Source organism: Paraburkholderia sp. JHI2823, assembly GCF_038900695.1.
Lineage (GTDB): Bacteria > Pseudomonadota > Gammaproteobacteria > Burkholderiales > Burkholderiaceae > Paraburkholderia > Paraburkholderia mimosarum.
The window spans coordinates 1-17446 of the sequence record NZ_JAYMRY010000059.1; the positions used below are offsets into that span (position 1 = coordinate 1).

The following is a 17446-nucleotide window of genomic DNA, read 5'->3' on the forward strand; positions in this document are numbered from 1 at the left end:
TCTTCGGGCGATAAATCGCTATCGCGAGGATTGCCATTTTCGCTACCCCGGCAAGGTGCGCTAGCCGAATTAGCGGACAGATTAGCGCTGCTGTGGACGCCGCTAGCGGAAATTGCGAGCGACAACAGCCGCAGAGCGCCCCAGATCCTCGTCGATCACTTCGATCTCCTTCCAGCCCAACTGGTGCAGACGATCCTGCATCGCATACTGCAGCTTCTGGCTCTCCAGATTGTGGCTGACCTGGTAGGCCGACGACTGGCGCACGTACAGCATGGCCTTGCGCGTCAGATGCTGTGCCCGAATCTTGTCACTCATCGCGCAGCTCCGGCTCGTGTACGACGGCGAACAGGCCGCGACGGTGTTGCCGCAGCAGTTGCGCCAGCAAACGCACCGTCTCCTGCCGCACCTCCTGCGGCAGGTGCGTCCACTGTGGCGTCTTCGGAAAAGGATGAAACAGGTCGAGTTGAGCGCCCGGTTGCGGGCTGGTCTGGCGTCGCATCAGCACCTCCTGTACGGAGCAAAGGATGGTGCTCGGCTTGTACCATATCGCGCTGCCCGGCAGCCGGCGCCGGCGCCAGCAGGTACTTCAGTTCCCTCAATGCTTCACAGCTGACGGCGGGAGACGTTGCGGAAGTAATGCGACAGCAGGCAACGGGATCGAACATCCATTGCGGCACCTCCAGCAAGCCCGCCGTGTCGAACGGCTCTCGCGCACAGCGCAGCACTGACTCGCCGTTCTTCCTTTCTATCGTGGTGAAAATCCATACCGTGTGCCTGTACCATGGGTGCCAACGATAGAGAACTTCCCTTGACTCGGTGATATGGGTGTTGTGTTGACGGCTTGTACAACCAGAGACGACCTCATTCGAGTCTGGAAGACCGCACGCCGGATGAGGCATGCCTACATATCCGAGGCCGAAGATGCCTACCGTGGCACTTCCCTCACGCAGTTTCTGGAGCAGTTCGTTCCGACTTTATTCACGCCTGTCCGATGCCGGTTCGACTCACTATTGTCGATCCAAAATCCATCGGGCGCAGTCGTCCGCCCAATGAAGCCCTTGGGCCCGCGCAAGGCCCAACGCGTGGGCGCCTTTCTGATAGAGATGGAACTCGTACGGGCGACCGTGCGCCGCTAGCCGTTCGGCATAGCGAATCGAATGTTCGGAGGCAACCTCTACGTCCTCGGAGGTATGCCAGATAAATGTGCGAGGCGTCGTCGCACCAATTGCGTGGACCGGGCTAAATGCACGGCGCCAATCCGTATCTTGGTGGTGCCAGCCGAGAAAGTTCCGTCTCGTCTCGTCGTGACCCAGCGGCTCCATGAGCGTAAGTACGCCGTAGCAAAGCACGCAGAAGTCTGGCGCAGCGTCAAGATCTACATGCTGATCAACGCCGTGCTCGACAAGCATCTCCCGACCGGCGCCAGTGGCGAGCACTGCGGCCATATGCGCGCCCGCCGACGTGCCGATAAATCCGATGCGGTCCGAACGAAATCCAGATTCCCCTGCGACCCCGCGTGCAAGACGCATGGTGCTCAGGACGTCTGTACACATGGCACGTAAGTCGTAACCTTCCGATCCTAAACGAAAGGTCGGCACAAGTACCGTGAATCCGAGTCCGGAAAACCATTCTCCATAGTCGCGTCCGGATTTCTGAGAGAGAAACGTGTATGCCCTGCCCGCGAGCGCTATCAGTGCGTACCCATTGTTGCGAGCTGGGGCCGGAAACCAAACATCCACCGTCACGTCGCGCTGTCGGTCGCCCGCTAGCGCAAACGGCGCAGTGCCACGATAGAGACTGAAACGACGTGTACTCATAGATGTCCTCCGTCCGTATTCACGCCCGTCACCTGGCCCGAGCCTCGTCGATCACGAACTCACTACCGGCCAATGCTTCTGCAGGATTGATCGGAATAGACTCGCGCTGCAGCGCGCGCACGCATGCGTCGACTCCCTCAAGCAGGCAATCGACCCGCGTTGGGTCGAGCCGGTTCTCGGCAAGCAGTCGACAAGCACCTCACGGTAGAACCGCATGATAGGACGATGGGGCGCTCGTAGCGAGGGGCAAGTTTTACGCCATCGTCAAGCGCTTTCTCATTGATCAAGGATCCTAACTTCTCTGTGCCCGACGTCACGCAAGGACCATGCCTGCCTTACCCAGGCGCGGAAGATGTTTCCTGCATGCATCGTCATCCCGATCGTAATAGGTGTGTCACGTTGCCTTCCTGAATTGTCTGGATTGTGACAGCACGGCGCGTTGCATCCCGCATCGTCATGGTGCTCTCATCCCCGTGGCGTTCATCTCGCGCGCTCCGACAAAGGAGCGTCCAGGCATGTGCGCCGCTGGTCCTTGAAACCCTTATACATGGCCTCGTCCCGTTTGCCAAATGATGGCCTACTGCAAGCAGGTGCTGGATTGCATATATACATTCGGCCTGTTGACGGCACCGTTGCGCCTGGCCCCCATGGATTTCGCCCGACGACTCCTTCTTATATCCACTGACGTTGTCCGCGAATTTCGTATCCGCGACCTTCGACGCCGGTTTAGTGCGCCTGTGCCCGCGGTTGGCACGAACCTTGTTACTTGAGACCGCCAAACGCCGACAGGGGGCGCCCGGAGACGCCACCGTATGCCGGCGTCGCAGGGCCGAAGGCCATCAAGGAACCACACAGTGATCGAAACGTTTTATGAAGTCATGCGACGCCAGGGGATTTCGCGCCGCAGCTTCCTCAAATTCTGCTCGCTGACGGCGACGTCGCTCGGCCTCGGGCCCGCGTTCATGCCGAAGATCGCCCACGCGATGGAGACCAAGCCGCGCACGCCGGTGCTCTGGCTGCACGGGCTCGAATGCACGTGCTGCTCGGAGTCGTTCATCCGTTCGGCGCACCCGCTGGCGAAAGACGTCGTGCTCTCGATGATCTCGCTCGGCTACGACGACCTGTTGATGGCCTCCGCGGGGCACCAGGCCGAGGCGATCCTCGAGGAAGTGATGACGAAGTATCGCGGCAACTACATCCTCGCGGTCGAAGGCAATCCGCCGCTGAACCAGGACGGCATGAGCTGCATCATCGGCGGCAAGCCGTTCGTCGATCAGTTGCGCCGCGTGTCGAAGGACGCGAAGGCCGTGATCTCGTGGGGCTCGTGCGCGTCGTGGGGCTGCGTGCAGGCGGCGAAGCCCAATCCGACGCAGGCGGTGCCGATCCACAAGGTCATCACCGACAAGCCGATCATCAAGGTGCCCGGCTGCCCGCCGATCGCCGAGGTGATGACGGGCGTGATCACCTACATGCTCACGTTCGACCGCATGCCGGAGCTGGACCGCCAGGGCCGCCCGAAGATGTTCTACAGCCAGCGCATTCACGACAAGTGCTACCGCCGTCCGCACTTCGACGCGGGCCAGTTCGTCGAGTCGTGGGACGACGAAGCGGCACGGCGCGGCTACTGCCTCTACAAGGTCGGCTGCAAGGGCCCGACGACCTACAACGCCTGCTCGACCGTGCGCTGGAACGGCGGCACGAGCTTTCCCATTCAGGCGGGCCACGGCTGCATCGGTTGCTCCGAGGACGGGTTCTGGGACAAGGGCTCCTTCTACGACCGGCTCACCCAGATCAACCAGTTCGGCGTCGAAGCGAACGCCGACAGGCTCGGCGGCACCGCGGCCGTCGTGGTGGGCGCCGGCGCCGCGGCGCATGCGGCCGCTTCGGCGATCCAGCGCGCCAGGTCGAACCACGACGCGAAGCAAGACCGCGACAGCCGATAGCTGCATCTAGCGCCCCGCGCCGGGGCGCCGCCGACAAGCACAGGAAGCAGCACAGGAAAAAACAAGCATGACAGCCATTTCCACCCAGGGGTTCCAGCTCGACAACAGCGGGCGGCGCATCGTCGTCGATCCGGTCACGCGCATCGAAGGCCACATGCGCGTCGAGGTCAACGTCGATTCGAACAACGTGATCCGCAACGCCGTCTCCACCGGCACCATGTGGCGCGGACTCGAAGTCATTCTCAAGGGCCGCGACCCGCGCGACGCGTGGGCGTTCGTGGAGCGCATCTGCGGCGTGTGCACGGGATGTCACGCGCTCGCCTCCGTGCGCGCCGTCGAGGACGCGCTCGACATCCGCATCCCGCCGAACGCGCACCTGATCCGCGAGATCATGGCGAAGACCTTGCAGGTGCACGACCACGTGGTGCACTTCTACCATCTGCACGCGCTCGACTGGGTCGATGTGGTCTCGGCGCTTAAGGCTGACCCCAAACTCACGTCCGAATTGCAGCAACGCATCTCGCCCGCGCATCCGATGTCGTCACCGGGCTATTTCCGTGACGTGCAGACGCGCCTGCGCAAGTTCGTCGAAAGCGGCCAGCTCGGTCCGTTCATGAACGGCTACTGGGGCAACCCCGCCTACGTGCTGCCGCCAGAAGCGAACCTGATGGCCGTGACGCACTACCTCGAAGCGCTCGACCTGCAAAAGGAGTGGGTGAAGATCCACACGATCTTCGGCGGCAAGAATCCGCACCCGAACTACCTCGTAGGCGGCGTGCCGTGCGCGATCAACATCGACGGCGATCTGGCCGCTGGCGCGCCGATCAACATGGAGCGCCTGAACTTCGTCAAGTCGCTCATCGACGAAGCGATCACCTTCTGCCGCAACGTCTATGTGCCCGATCTGCTTGCGATCGGCACGATCTACAAGGCGCGCGGCTGGCTGCATGGCGGCGGCCTCGCCGCGACCAACGTGATGGACTACGGCGCGTATCCGCTCGTCAACTACAACCCGTCCACCAACCAGATGCCGGGCGGCGCGATCCTCAACGGCGACTGGAACACGATCCTGCCAGTCGATCCGCGCGACCCCGAGCAAGTGCAGGAGTTCGTTGCGCACTCCTGGTATCAATACCCGGACAACGACCGCGGGCTGCATCCGTGGGACGGCATCACCGAGCCGCATTACGAACTCGGGCCCAACACGAAGGGCACGCGCACCGCGATCGAGTCGATCGACGAGAGCGCCAAATACTCGTGGGTCAAGTCGCCGCGCTGGCGCGGGCACGCCATGGAAGTCGGACCGCTTGCGCGCTACATCCTCGGCTACGCGCATGCGCAGCAGGGCAACACGCATTGCGGGCGCATCAAGGAGCAGATTGAAGCCTCGCTCGTTGCGGTGAACCATGACATGCCGAAGCTGCTTGGCTTGCCGGAAACCTCGCTCGGCGCGAAGCAACTGCTGCCGACCACCATCGGCCGCACGCTCGCCCGCGCACTCGAAGCGGAGTATTGCGCCGAGATGATGGCGGACGACTGGCAAAGCCTCATCGACAACATCCGCAACGGTGACACCTCGACCGCGAACGTCGACAAGTGGGACCCTTCGACGTGGCCCGCCGAAGCGAAGGGTGTGGGCGCGGTCGCTGCGCCGCGCGGCGCGCTCGGCCACTGGATCAGGATCAAGGACGGCCGCATCGAGAATTACCAGTGCGTCGTGCCGAGCACCTGGAACGGCGGCCCGCGGGACGCGAAAGGGCAGATCGGCGCGTTCGAGGCGAGCCTCATGAACACGCCCATGGCGAACCCCGAGCAGCCTGTCGAGATCCTGCGCTCGCTGCATTCGTTCGATCCTTGCATGGCGTGCTCGACGCACGTGATGAGCGAGGACGGCGCCGAAATGACCGCCGTGACCGTGCGCTAACTCGACCAGGCCGCGACGACGCCTGCGCTTGCCGGCGCCGTGGTGGCCACGAAAGGATGATGACCATGCAATCGTATTTCCGACGCGAAGAGGCGCGCGACACCGTTCCGCCCGCCGAGGCGATTTACGTGTACGAAGCGCCGGTGCGTATCTGGCACTGGATCAACGCGGCGTCGATCGTGGTGCTGGCGGTGACCGGCTACCTGATCGGCTCGCCGCTTCCCACGCAGCCCGGCGAGGCGAGCGCGCATTTTCTGATGGGCTATATCCGCTTCGCGCATTTCACCGCCGCCTACCTGTTCGCAATCGGACTCGCGGGCCGCGCGTATTGGGCCATTGTCGGCAACCACCACGCGCGCGAAATGTTCTGGGTGCCGGTGTTCTCGCGCGAGTATTGGCTCGACACGTTCGCGATGCTGCGTTACTACGCGTTCCTCGGGCCCACGCCGCGCCAGTTCAGTGGACACAATCCGTTGTCGCGATTCGCGATGTTCTTCGTGTTTCTGCTGGTCTCGCTCTTCATGAGCGTGACCGGTTTTGCGCTGTACGGAGAAGGCGCGCAGGCGGGTTCGTGGCAGCAGATTGCGTTTGGCTGGGTACGTCCGCTGCTCGGCCAGTCGCAAGGCGTGCACACCTGGCACCACCTCGGCATGTGGGCGATCCTGATCTTCGTGATCCTGCATGTCTATGCGGCAATCCGCGAGGACATCATGGGCCGGCAGAGCGTGGTCGGCTCGATGATCTCGGGCTACCGCACGTTCAAGAAGTGAGGCCGCGATGCTGACTTCCCCGCAAAGCGGCGCGCCCGCCATCGTCGTGCTCGGCATCGGCAACGTGCTGTGGGCCGACGAGGGCTTTGGCGTGCGCTGCATAGAGGCGCTTCAACAGCGCTTCGAATTCGCCCCGCACGTGAGCCTCATGGATGGCGGCACGCAAGGGCTGTATCTGGTCCAGTACGTCCAGGCCGCCGACAGCCTGCTGATTTTCGACGCCATCGATTACGGTCTTGCACCCGGCACACTGAAGGTCGTTGAGGATGACGAAGTACCGGCGTTCCTTGGCGTTCGCAAGATGAGCCTGCACCAGACCGGCTTCCAGGAGGTGCTGATGCTCGCGCGCCTGACCGGCCGGTATCCGCGCCGCGTGTTGCTGGTCGGCTGCCAACCCGACGAAGTGGACGATTACGGCGGCAGCCTGCGGCCCGCCGTGAAGGCGGCGCTGGAGCGCGCGCTCGAACTGGGCGTCGAGCGCCTCGCCGCATGGGGCGGCGAGCCCTCGCCGCGCCGCACGCCGCTGCGCGCCGACGAGGCGGTCACGCTGCCGCATCTCGCGCTCGCGCGCTACGAAGGCGAGCGGCCCAGCGAGGCCGATGCCTGCCGTACCGGCGACGAGCGTGTGTTGCTGCGCTCGCGCCACGAGGAGCCACCGTCGTGTGCATAGGCATGCCGATGCGGGTGATCGAGGCGCAGGGCTTGCAGGCGTGGTGCGATGGGCGCGGCGAGCGCCGCCGCATCGACACCTCGCTGGTTGGCCCATGCAGCGCCGGTGAATGGCTGCTGGTCTTTCTCGACGCGGCGCGCGAGAGGCTCGACGCGACGCGCGCGGCGGAAATCGACGCGACGCTCTCGCTCGTCGAACGGGCGCTGGCGGGCGACGCCGCCATGGCCCGCGCGAACGCGCATTTTGAATTGCCGTCCGCGCTCGGCGTGGACGACCTGATCCGGCTGACCGGTTGCGCACAAGCGGCGCGCGGCGGTCACCGGCCTACGAGGAATCGACATGACAAATAAGAGCGGCGCCGCGCATGACGCGGCGCCCGTGGTGCAGCGGCTGATCGACGACGGACACGCCGTGTTCGTGGACGAACGCACGCTCGACGAATGGCTTGCGGACGGCGGCGAATGTGTCGTGCTGCTTGCAGGCGACCCGGTGCGCTTTCCCGAATCCCTCGACGTGGCCGTGGTGCTGCCCGAACTCGCGCGCCTCGCGGCGGGCCGCTTTGGCCGCACACTGCGCGCGGCGGTGGCGACGCGCGAAAGCGAGGACGCGATCGCGCGCCGCTTCGGCTCGCAGCGTTGGCCCGCGTTGCTATGGCTGCGCGACGGCGGCTATATCACGACGCTCGCGGGCATGATGGACTGGGACGATTACGTGGCCAACGTCGCCCATGCGCTCGCGCAGCCGACTACACGGGCGCCTTCGGTCGGCATTCCCGTGAATGCCGCCGGTGCTTCGGCGGGCTGCCACTAGTTGCCGCTAGCCGTCACTAGCCAACGTTAATCGTCGATTGCTCATCGATCAATCATCGGGATTGCCAACCATGTCCATGATTCCGTTTCCCGTTCCCGTCGTGCCGTTCGGCCCTGGCAGCCAGGACGAAGGCGATGCGGTGCTCGACTATCTGCCGATGCCGCAAGGCATGCGCACCTATGTCGCGCCGTCGCTGCCGGAGCGCGCCGATGCGCGCTCGCTCGACGCCGCGCGCGGCGTGCTGCGTGAGGTATTGCGCGTGCTCGCGGCATACGAACCCGGCACGCCGCCCGAAGTGGTCGATCTGACGACCTGCGATGCGTCGGCGCTGCGCATTCTCAACGACGTGCTGGGCGAGGGCGAGGTCAGCGCGCGCATCGACGATGCGCAGCGGAGCAGCGTTCTGATCCAGGAGACCGTGTTTACCGGGCTGTGGCGCGTGGTCGAGGCCGGTGGTGCGAGCGCGGCCGACCGCATCGAGATCGGCGCGGCTCCGGCGCTTCTCGCGCGGCCCGCACAGGGCACGCAGCCGATGGCGCCCTTGCCGGAGTTGCTGCCGCTGGGGGTGATGAACGCGCCTTCGATCCTGAGCGAGGTGCGCGATCACGTCGCGCGCTGGCGTGCCGGCGATGCACCCCACGTCGTCAACCTGACGCTCCTGCCGTTGTCGCCGGGCGACGAGCAACTGATCGACGCGGTGCTGGGCGAGGGCGCGGTGCAGGTGCTCTCGCGCGGCTATGGAAATTGCCGCGTGGGCAGCACGGCGATCGCGAACTGCTGGCGCGTGGCCTATTTCAACTCGCAGGACACGCTGATCCTGAACACGATCGAGATTACCGATCTGCCGGAGGTCGTGCGCGCCGCGCCGGAAGACCTCGGGGATTCGCGCGAGCGACTGGCCCAGTTGATCGAATGGGTGGGCGAGGCGTGACGATGGACGAGCGTACGAAGCAATTCGAGGGCAGCTATCTCGGCGACAGCAGCCGCATCGGGGCGCATACGCGCCTCGAATGCAAGATCTGCTGGTGGATCTACGATCCCGAACAAGGCGACCTGGTCTGGCAGATTCCGCCGCACGTGCCGTTCGCGGCGCTTCCCGCGCACTGGCGCTGCCCCGTTTGCGACGGCGCGGCGGACCAGTTCATGGTGCTGGGGGACGCGGCTTGACCGCGCGCGCTGTCGTGGAAAATGCGGTGCAAGATGCGGCGCGCGACGCCGTGCGCGGCGACCCACGGGTGGCGGCGCTGGTCGCGCACTTCGAGACGGTCGCGAGCGGTGCGATGTGCGATCTTCCGGTCGTGAATCGCGCGTTGCGTGTCGAAGCGATCGGCTTCGCGCCGATGGCGGGCGATGCCGGAGCGGGCGGCGCATGGCTTGGCGTGCTGATCACGCCGTGGTCGATGAATCTTCTCTGGCTGCCCGGCGCGAGGCAGGACTCGGTGCGATGTCCGCTCCCAGGCGGCAAAGCGTGCTTGCGCGTAGGCAACATCGATTTCGAATGGATCGGCGCGCACGCGCCAGACGTGGGCGCGTATGCGGGTTGCTCGCTCTTTTCGCCGATGTTCGAGTTCGACGGGCAGGAGAGCGCCGCCGCGACCGCGCAGGCCGTGCTTGCGCAGTTGCGTGGCGAGGTGGGAGGCGCGAAGGGCGATGGTAAGGATGACGCATCGGCCGTCGCGCCGCGCGCGTCGCGTCGCGCATTCCTGTTGCGGCCGGGCGCGTTTGGGAGCGCAGCATGAGCTCGGCGACGCAGTCTGCGCTGGCTGCGCTCGCCGGGCAGTACCGGGTGCGCCCCGGCCGGCAGGACAGCATCGTGGGCGGCCGCTCGCCGCTCGCCGCAGCGCTGCTGCGCGGGCAACCGGCGGCAACCGCCGCGTCGCGGCTTTCGGCGCTCTTTGCGCTGTGCGGACTCGCGCACAGGCTCTGCGCGGAACTTGCCGTCGGCGCGGCGAGCGCTTCCGTGGAGCACGAGCGGGAGGATGCCGCCAATGCGGCTCATGCCGCGATGCTCACGCGCGAGGCGCTCGCCGTGCATCTGCGCTGCATCTGGACCGACTGGCCCATGCGGCTGGCCGCCGCCGCGCCGTATAGGCTGCCTGATGTCGAAGCGGTAGTCGAAGCGGCAGGCGCGCCCGGATGGGTGGAGCGGCATGTTCTCGGCATACCCGCGCGCCGGTGGCTCGCGCACTGGACGGACGATCCGCGCGGTTGCCTGAGCGCCTGGAGCGCGCGGGCCGAGACGTTCCCGGCCCGGCTGCTGGCGGACTGCCGCGCCTACGCCGATACGACGCGCGCCATGCCGCGGCCACTCGTGATCGACGAAACGCGGTTGAGCGAACTGGCCACGGCGATTGCCGGGAGTCCGGCTTTCACGCGAGCGCCCTTGCAACACGGCCTGCCCGCGGAGACCGGCGTGTGGACGCGTAGCGACGATCCGCGCGCGCTGGCCTACGATACGCCCTGGCTGCGGCTTGGCGCGCGCGTCGCGGACGTGGCCCGGCTGGTGGCGGCCGACGCCGGGGCAGGCGCGCTGCGCTTTGGCGCGCGCAACTGCGCGCCCGGCGAGGCGCTCGGCTGGTGCGAGATGGCGCGCGGCGTGCTGGTCCATTGGGTGCGGCTCGCGCCGGACGATGCCGCGCGCATCGAGGACTACCGCGTGGTCGCGCCGACCGAGTGGAACTTCCACCGCCAGGGCACGCTCGCGCAAGCCTTGTCGCGGCTCGACCCTGCGCCGGATGATGGCGCGCTGGCCGCGCGCACCGGTGTGTGGGTGGGCGCATTCGATCCGTGTATCGCCTATACGGTCGACACGGACGGCGCGTGAGTACAGAGCATGGAAACGAGGCATAGAAACAAGGCGCCGGATACCGGGGGGGGACCCACGATATGCATGAACTAAGCCTGGCCGGCGGCGTGCTGGCATCGGTCGAAGCGGCCGCCGAGCGCGAGCGCTTTGTCAGCGTGAAGGTGCTGAGGCTCGAAGTCGGGCGCCTCGCGGGCGTCGAGGTCGAGGCGCTGCGCTTCGCCCTCGATGCGATCGCCCCAGGTACCTGTCTCGCCGGCGCGCGAGTCGAGATCGAGGAACCCGCGGGCAGCGCGTGGTGCATGAACTGCAATGCGAGCGTGCCGCTGGCCGCGCGAGGCGACCCCTGCGCGCAGTGCGGCGGCTACTGGCTCCAGCCGAACGGCGGCATGGAGCTGCGCATCGTCGACCTGATCGTCGACGATGCCTGACAATCATCGGATTAGCGCAAGGAGAAGCAACATGTGCGTGGTATGCGGGTGCGACAGCACCAGCGATCGGCAAAACGCCGCTCAGGAGCACGAGGGCGCGCAGGCGCACGGCCCCTCCGGTTCTCATTCCCACGCCCACCCGGGCGCTTCGGGTGCTTCGGGCGAGGACCTGCACTACGGTCTCGGGCCCGCGGGCGTGATGGTGCCCGGCCTCGACCAGGGGCGCACCATCAAGCTCGAGCAGGAGGTGCTGGGCGAGAACAACCGCCATGCCGCCGCCAACCGGCGGCACTTCATGGCGCACGGCGTGCGTGCGCTCAATCTCGTGTCGAGCCCGGGCTCAGGGAAAACAACGCTGCTATGCGCGTCGATCGCCGCGCTGCGTGAGCGGATGCCGGGCCTGCGCGTCGGCGTGATCGAGGGCGACCAGCAGACGGCGAACGACGCCGAGCGCATTCGCTCGGCCGGCGCGCCCGCGATCCAGGTGAACACGGGCAAGGGCTGCCATCTCGACGCGGTGATGGTGACGGCAGCCTTCGGGCGGCTGCCGCTGCACGACCATACGCACGAGTACGAGCACGAGCACGAGCACGAGCAAGGCCATCACCACGAGCACGGTCACCATCATGACCACAAGCACGAACATGAACACGCGCCCCTCGCGCCCAAAGCGGCCAATACCCCGCGCTGCGTGCTGTTCATCGAGAACGTCGGCAATCTCGTTTGCCCCGCGTTGTGGGACCTCGGCGAGGAGGCGAAGGTCGCGATCCTCTCGGTGACGGAGGGCGAGGACAAGCCGCTCAAGTATCCCGACATGTTCGCAGCCGCGCGCCTCATGATCGTCAACAAGATTGACCTGCTCCCTTATGTGCAGTTCGACGTCGAGCAGTGCATCGCGTATGCGCGCCGCGTGAATCCGTCGCTCGAAGTGATCCGGCTCTCGGCCACGACCGGCGAAGGCCTCGATGCGTGGCTCGACTGGATCGCGCGTGCGCGCGACCCGATTGCCGAGCGCATCGGCGCGCTGGAGAGCGAGCTTGCGGCGTTGCGCGCTGAGCAGCGGCGCGCCGGAGACGCCGTATGACGGCGCATGTGCAGCACCTGCCGCATGCCCTTGGCGATCAGACGGTGCTCGCTACAGGGGCGTGGCTGAAGAACGCCGCGTGCGTGTGCATCGGCGGCGAGGTGCACTGGTCGCCGATGCACGGCGATCTCGACGACCCCGCGCACTGCGTGGCGCTCGATACGTCGGTGGCCGCGCTCGTCGAGGCCGCCGCGCGCGCGGGGCGGCCCGTGCGCGCGATCGCGCACGATCTGCATCCCGACTTCTACAGCACGCGCGTCGCGCTCGAATGGGGCGAGCGGCTCGGCGTGCCGACCGTCGCCGTTCAGCATCATCACGCGCACATCGGCGCGGTTGCGGCCGAGCACGGGTTGAGCGAGCACGTTGTCGGCCTTGCGCTCGACGGCGTGGGTCTCGGCACGGACGGCGCCGCTTGGGGCGGCGAACTGCTGGAAGTGGCGCCTGTCGGCTGGCGGCGCCTCGGCAGTCTCATGCCGCTTGCGCTGCCCGGCGGCGACGTCGCGGCGCGCGAGCCCTGGCGCATGGCCGCCGCCGCTTTGCACGCGCTCGGGCGCGGCGACGAAATCGAGCCGCGCCTTGCGGCCGCCGTGGGCGATAGCGCGGCGCGCACGGTCGGCGTCATGCTCGCGCGCGGTCTCAATTGCCCGCCGAGCACCGGCACGGGACGCTGGTTCGACGCGGCGGCGGGACTGCTCGGTGTGTGCCTGCGCCAGCGCGCCGAAGCCGAGGCGGCCATCGCGCTCGAAAGGCTCGCAAGCGGCTACCTCGTCGCGCACGAGGCCCCCGAGGTGGCGGGCCTGTGGCAAGTCGCGGACAACGGCGAGCTCGACCTGCGCGCGCTCCTCGCCGAGTTGCTGACGCTCGCGGACGCGGGCGAAGCCGCGCGCGGCGCGGCCGTTTTTCATCTTGCGCTGGCCGAGGCACTCGCTCACTGGGCCGCGCTCGCTGCGCAGGGGCGCGCCGTGCTGTTCGGCGGCGGCTGCTTTGCGAACCGGCTGCTCACTGCGCATCTGCGCGAGTCGCTCGCGGCGCGCGACGTGCGCACCCTCATGCCCGAGACGGTGCCCTGCGGCGACGCGGGCCTCGCGCTCGGCCAGGCCTGGGTTACCGCATACGACCCGCAGGTGTTCTCCCTGCCCACGACCGCACGAGGAGTGAGCTCATGTGCCTAGCCATTCCCGCACGGCTCATCGAATGGTCCGACGCCGAAACGGGCGTCGTCGATCTCGGGGGCGTGCGCAAGACGGTGTCGCTCGCGCTCGTGCCCGACGCGCGCCCAGGCGATTACGTGATCGTGCATGTCGGCTTCGCGCTGGGCGTGATCGACCCGGAAGAGGCCGAGCGCACGCTCGCGCTGTTCGGCGAGGTCGCCCAGTCGTTTGGCGAGGCGCACGACACGTCCGTCACGCAATCCGGAGCCGCGCAATGAAATATGTCGACGAATTCCGCGACGGCGAAATCGCCGCACGCATTGCCGGGCGCATCGAGCAGGAGACTCAGACCGGGCGCCGCTACCACTTCATGGAGTTCTGCGGCGGTCACACGCACGCGATTTCCCGCTACGGCGTGGCCGATCTCCTGCCTGAAAACGTACGGATGATTCACGGACCCGGCTGCCCGGTTTGCGTGCTGCCGATCGGGCGCATCGATCTGGCGATTCGCCTCGCGCTCGAGCACGGCGTGATCCTCTGCACCTATGGCGACACGATGCGCGTGCCCGCCTCGGACGGCCTGTCGCTCCAGCGCGCCAAGGCACGCGGCGCGGACATCCGCATGGTGTATTCGCCGCGCGACGCGCTGCGCATCGCACGCGAGCATCCGGACCGCGAGGTCGTTTTTTTTGCAATCGGCTTCGAGACGACCACGCCGCCCACGGCGCTCACCGTGCGCGAGGCGGCGGCGAGCGGCGCGGATAACTTCAGCGTGCTGTGCTGCCATGTGCTCACGCCCGCCGCGATCACGCATCTGCTCGCCGCGCCGTCCGTCGACGCGAACGCGGTGCCGCTCGACGGCTTCGTCGGCCCGGCTCACGTGAGCATCGTGATCGGCTCCGCGCCCTACGAGGCCTTCGCGCAGGGGTATCGCAAGCCGGTCGTGATCGCCGGGTTCGAGCCGCTCGACGTGATGCAGGCGATCCTCATGCTCGTGCGCCAGGTCAACGACGGGCGCGCCCAGGTGGAGAACGAATTCGCGCGCGCCGTCACGCGCACGGGCAATGCGGCCGCGCAGGCGCTCATGCAGGACGTGTTCGAAACGCGCGAGTCGTTCGAGTGGCGTGGCCTCGGCGAGGTCCCGGCGAGCGCGCTGCGCATTCGCCCGAAGTACGCGCGCTACGACGCCGAAAGCCGCTACGCACTCGCCTACCGGCCCGTCGCCGATCATCGCAAGTGCGAGTGCGGGGCGATCCTGCGCGGTCTCAAGCACCCGCGCGACTGCATGCTGTTCGGCACCGTCTGCACGCCCGAGAATCCCATGGGCTCGTGCATGGTGTCGAGCGAAGGCGCGTGCGCCGCGCATTACTCTTATGGTCGTTTCAAGGATATTCCGGTCGTCGCAGCATGAGCCCAGCCCAACCATCTCCGGTCAAGCCCGCCTACGTGCGGCCCCTGAACTTTCGCGACGGCCGCATCGACATGGGCCACGGCGCGGGCGGCCGCGCGTCGGCGCAACTGATCCGCGAGCTGTTCGTCGCGGCCTTCGATAACGAATGGCTGCGCCAGGGCAACGACCAGGCCGCGTTCGCGCCGCTGGCGCCCGGCCCCGGCGAGCGCATGGTGATGGCCACCGACGCGCACGTCGTCTCGCCCCTGTTCTTTCCGGGCGGCGACATCGGCAGCCTTTCCGTGCACGGTACCGTCAACGACGTCGCGATGGCGGGCGCGCGGCCTTCGTATCTCAGCGCGAGCTTCATCCTGGAGGAGGGCTTCCCGCTGGCGGACCTGCGCCGCATCGTCGAGTCGATGGCCGCGGCGTCCCGCGCGTGCGGCGTGCCGATCGTGACGGGCGACACCAAGGTCGTCGAGCGCGGCAAGGGCGACGGCGTGTTCATCACCACGACCGGCATCGGCGTCGTGCCCGCGGGCATTCATATCGACGGCTCGCAGGCGCGGCCCGGCGACGTCGTGCTGCTCTCGGGCACGATCGGCGAGCACGGCGTGGCGATCATGTCGCAACGCGAGGGCCTGGGATTCGAAACGGAGATCCGTTCGGACAGCGCCGCGCTGCACACGCTCGTGGCGGCCATGCTCGCCGTCGCGCCCAGGGTGCGCGTGCTGCGCGACCCGACTCGCGGCGGCCTTGCCACGACCCTCAACGAGATCGCCGGCCAGTCGGGCGTCGGCATGCGCATTCAGGAGCGCGCGATTCCCGTGCTGCCGCAAGTCGATGCGGCGTGTGAGCTGCTGGGCCTCGATCCGCTCTATGTCGCCAACGAAGGCAAGCTGGTCGCGATCTGCGCAAGCGACGACGCGCCGCCACTGCTCGAAGCGATGCGCGCGCATCCGTTGGGCGCGGCGGCGGCGCGCATCGGCGAAGTGGTCGAGGACGCGCACGGCTTCGTGCAGATCGAAACGAAATTCGGTGGCCGGCGGATTGCCGACTGGCTCTCGGGCGAACAATTGCCGCGGATCTGCTGATCCCGTTTGCTCCGGTGGTGCCGGTGGTGACGATAGGTATCGGAGACTCAAGGTATGATTGCGGATCGTCAGCCCTCCAGTCGCGTTGCGCTCGCGTGGGAGCCCTGAAAGACCGGTTCCCCTCGGCTTCGATCAAGCAATGAGTTCGCCCGTCCCCGCCAGTCCCGCCCCGCTCCCGCTGCGCCAGCCCGCCACCGTGCTCGTCGTCGACGACGAGTCGCGCTTGCAGGAGACGACCCGGCGCGTACTGGACGACGAGTTCGAGGTATTGACGGCGGGCTCCGCCGACGAGGCGCGCGCGATCCTCCAGGAGCGCGCCGTCTCGGTGATCCTGTGCGACCAGCGCATGCCGGGACAAACGGGCGTCGAATTCCTGTGTGAGGTGTGCGAGACCTGGCCCGACGTCGTGCGCATCATCGTCTCGGGCTACACCGATTCGGAAGACATCGTCGCGGGCATCAACCGGGCGGGCATCCACCAGTTCATCCTCAAGCCCTGGTTGCCCGATCACCTGATCGAAACCGTGCGCCAGGCCGCCGAGGCGCAGTCGCTCCAGCACGACATGCGCCGCCTCGATCTCGAACTGCGCGGTAGCGTTCCGCTGTTGCGGCGGCGCAGCCATGGAAAGCTCGCGCGCGTGCAAAGCGAGTTCGGCATCGATTCGATCGTGCGCTCGCCGGGCAGCCCGCTCGTAAGCGGTAAGCCATGAGCGTTATAGAGTTCGCGTAGATGTCGTTGCAGAATGCTCCTCGTTCAATGCGATCAGGAGCAGACGATGAAGGCAGCAGCGAAGCGAGAGGAAGTGGAATTAGCGTGGCGCCAGAGGCTGGCACGCTTCGCAGAGCGCGGACTGACGGTCAGAGCGTTCTGCCGTGAGGAGTCGGTGTCGGAGTTTCGCTTCTATCATTGGCGGCGGCGCTTGCAGGGCCTGGCATCTCCGTGTGGCGTGGATGCATCCGCCGGGGACTCGGCCTTTGTCGATCTGGGGACCATTGCGGCAACTGACACGCACATCAACCCGGGCACGCAGGCTGGACAGGCGAATCTGACGATCCGCCTCGATCTGCCCGGCGGCATCGTTCTGACGATCGCGAGAAGCTGATGTTCTTCCCGGAGCAGCAGGTGCGTGTGTTCCTGTACGGCGCGCCCGTGGACATGCGGCGCTCGTTTGATGGCTTGTACGCGATCGCGCGCCACAGCATGCCGGTCGATCCACTTGGGGGCCATCTTTTCGCGTTCATCAATCGTCGTGCCACACAGATCAAGGTGCTCCATTTCGATCGCAGCGGCTGGTGCGTTTGGGCCAAGCGGCTCGAGCAAGGCCGTTTTCTGGCCAACTGGAACCGGGTGGATACGCGTGAGATCGATGTCACGCAACTGAAGCTGTTGCTGGAGGGAATCGAGGTCGTCCGGCAGCGGCATCGTTACCGGCACCCGCAGCCACAGTCGCCGGTGAGGCCCTCGCCATGAGGCATGCGTTGCCCTATGATGGTGGCCATGCCATCGACTGCCGCCACCGACGAAACGCTCGTAGCGCTCACTGCGCACGTGGCGGCGTT

General features: G+C 66.7%; 21 protein-coding genes and 1 pseudogene. 19 read left to right on the forward strand and 3 right to left on the reverse strand.

What is annotated here, in order from left to right; genetic code table 11:
- Positions 1 to 102 precede the first annotated feature (102 nt).
- From VSR34_RS34740 to VSR34_RS34750, 3 genes are all read right to left on the reverse strand, one after another.
- Complete coding sequence (locus VSR34_RS34740; protein WP_342964800.1) at positions 103 to 315, reverse strand: hypothetical protein; 213 nt, start codon at positions 313 to 315, stop codon at positions 103 to 105.
- Positions 308 to 499, reverse strand: a complete 192-nt coding sequence (locus VSR34_RS34745; protein ID WP_342964801.1) for a hypothetical protein — start codon at positions 497 to 499, stop codon at positions 308 to 310. The genes VSR34_RS34740 and VSR34_RS34745 overlap by 8 nt, the downstream gene beginning before the upstream one ends.
- Positions 500 to 1007: 508 nt before the next feature.
- The gene (locus tag VSR34_RS34750) at positions 1008 to 1817 is read right to left on the reverse strand and encodes an alpha/beta hydrolase (protein WP_342964802.1); all 810 of its coding nucleotides are present in this window, start codon (positions 1815 to 1817) and stop codon (positions 1008 to 1010) included.
- Between the two features lie 857 nt (positions 1818 to 2674).
- On the opposite strand from VSR34_RS34750, the gene VSR34_RS34755 reads away from it, so the two are divergent.
- The 19 genes and pseudogenes from VSR34_RS34755 (at position 2675) to tnpB (ending at position 17357) form a co-directional block, all read left to right on the forward strand.
- Positions 2675 to 3760 (forward strand): hydrogenase small subunit, encoded by a 1086-nt coding sequence (locus VSR34_RS34755; RefSeq protein WP_342964829.1) that lies wholly within the window; start codon positions 2675 to 2677, stop codon positions 3758 to 3760.
- A 67-nt stretch (positions 3761 to 3827) separates the two neighbouring features.
- The gene (locus VSR34_RS34760) at positions 3828 to 5684 is read left to right on the forward strand and encodes a nickel-dependent hydrogenase large subunit (protein WP_342964803.1); all 1857 of its coding nucleotides are present in this window, start codon (positions 3828 to 3830) and stop codon (positions 5682 to 5684) included.
- 59 nt (positions 5685 to 5743) lie between these two features.
- Entirely contained in the window at positions 5744 to 6454 is a 711-nt protein-coding gene (gene cybH, locus VSR34_RS34765) for a Ni/Fe-hydrogenase, b-type cytochrome subunit (RefSeq protein WP_342964804.1), read from the forward strand.
- Positions 6455 to 6461: 7 nt separating this feature from the next.
- On the forward strand, positions 6462 to 7124 hold the full coding sequence (locus VSR34_RS34770) for a HyaD/HybD family hydrogenase maturation endopeptidase (RefSeq protein ID WP_342964805.1): 663 nt from the start codon (positions 6462 to 6464) through the stop codon (positions 7122 to 7124).
- Complete coding sequence (locus VSR34_RS34775; protein WP_342964806.1) at positions 7115 to 7474, forward strand: HypC/HybG/HupF family hydrogenase formation chaperone; 360 nt, start codon at positions 7115 to 7117, stop codon at positions 7472 to 7474. Before VSR34_RS34770 ends, VSR34_RS34775 begins: the two co-directional genes overlap by 10 nt.
- Positions 7464 to 7934: a hydrogenase gene (locus VSR34_RS34780; RefSeq protein WP_342964807.1), complete on the forward strand. Its 471-nt coding sequence runs from the start codon at positions 7464 to 7466 to the stop codon at positions 7932 to 7934. Before VSR34_RS34775 ends, VSR34_RS34780 begins: the two co-directional genes overlap by 11 nt.
- A 70-nt stretch (positions 7935 to 8004) precedes the next feature.
- Positions 8005 to 8865 carry a hydrogenase expression/formation protein gene (locus tag VSR34_RS34785; protein WP_342964808.1) on the forward strand — a complete coding sequence of 287 codons (861 nt, stop codon included), beginning with the start codon at positions 8005 to 8007 and terminating at the stop codon, positions 8863 to 8865.
- Positions 8866 to 8867: 2 nt separating this feature from the next.
- Positions 8868 to 9101, forward strand: coding sequence for a rubredoxin (locus VSR34_RS34790; RefSeq protein ID WP_342964809.1), 234 nt, complete (start codon positions 8868 to 8870; stop codon positions 9099 to 9101).
- Positions 9098 to 9673, forward strand: coding sequence for a [NiFe]-hydrogenase assembly chaperone HybE (gene hybE, locus VSR34_RS34795; protein ID WP_342964810.1), 576 nt, complete (start codon positions 9098 to 9100; stop codon positions 9671 to 9673). The genes VSR34_RS34790 and hybE overlap by 4 nt, the downstream gene beginning before the upstream one ends.
- Positions 9670 to 10758, forward strand: a complete 1089-nt coding sequence (locus tag VSR34_RS34800) for a nickel-dependent hydrogenase large subunit (RefSeq protein WP_342964811.1) — start codon at positions 9670 to 9672, stop codon at positions 10756 to 10758. The genes hybE and VSR34_RS34800 overlap by 4 nt, the downstream gene beginning before the upstream one ends.
- A 62-nt stretch (positions 10759 to 10820) precedes the next feature.
- The gene (locus tag VSR34_RS34805) at positions 10821 to 11168 is read left to right on the forward strand and encodes a hydrogenase maturation nickel metallochaperone HypA (protein WP_342964812.1); all 348 of its coding nucleotides are present in this window, start codon (positions 10821 to 10823) and stop codon (positions 11166 to 11168) included.
- A 199-nt stretch (positions 11169 to 11367) separates the two neighbouring features.
- The gene (hypB, locus tag VSR34_RS34810; protein ID WP_342964830.1) at positions 11368 to 12252 is read left to right on the forward strand and encodes a hydrogenase nickel incorporation protein HypB; all 885 of its coding nucleotides are present in this window, start codon (positions 11368 to 11370) and stop codon (positions 12250 to 12252) included.
- Positions 12249 to 13424: a carbamoyltransferase HypF gene (locus tag VSR34_RS34815; RefSeq protein ID WP_342964813.1), complete on the forward strand. Its 1176-nt coding sequence runs from the start codon at positions 12249 to 12251 to the stop codon at positions 13422 to 13424. Before hypB ends, VSR34_RS34815 begins: the two co-directional genes overlap by 4 nt.
- Positions 13415 to 13681: a HypC/HybG/HupF family hydrogenase formation chaperone gene (locus tag VSR34_RS34820; protein WP_342964814.1), complete on the forward strand. Its 267-nt coding sequence runs from the start codon at positions 13415 to 13417 to the stop codon at positions 13679 to 13681. Before VSR34_RS34815 ends, VSR34_RS34820 begins: the two co-directional genes overlap by 10 nt.
- Entirely contained in the window at positions 13678 to 14814 is a 1137-nt protein-coding gene (hypD, locus tag VSR34_RS34825; protein WP_342964815.1) for a hydrogenase formation protein HypD, read from the forward strand. The genes VSR34_RS34820 and hypD overlap by 4 nt, the downstream gene beginning before the upstream one ends.
- Positions 14811 to 15887, forward strand: a complete 1077-nt coding sequence (hypE, locus tag VSR34_RS34830; protein ID WP_342964816.1) for a hydrogenase expression/formation protein HypE — start codon at positions 14811 to 14813, stop codon at positions 15885 to 15887. The genes hypD and hypE overlap by 4 nt, the downstream gene beginning before the upstream one ends.
- 139 nt (positions 15888 to 16026) lie before the next feature.
- A pseudogene (locus VSR34_RS34835) lies at positions 16027 to 16578 on the forward strand (response regulator); the annotation flags it as partial.
- 84 nt (positions 16579 to 16662) lie between these two features.
- Entirely contained in the window at positions 16663 to 16989 is a 327-nt protein-coding gene (locus tag VSR34_RS34840) for a transposase (protein ID WP_342964817.1), read from the forward strand.
- Positions 16989 to 17357 (forward strand): IS66 family insertion sequence element accessory protein TnpB, encoded by a 369-nt coding sequence (gene tnpB, locus VSR34_RS34845; RefSeq protein WP_342964818.1) that lies wholly within the window; start codon positions 16989 to 16991, stop codon positions 17355 to 17357. Before VSR34_RS34840 ends, tnpB begins: the two co-directional genes overlap by 1 nt.
- Positions 17358 to 17446 lie beyond the last annotated feature (89 nt).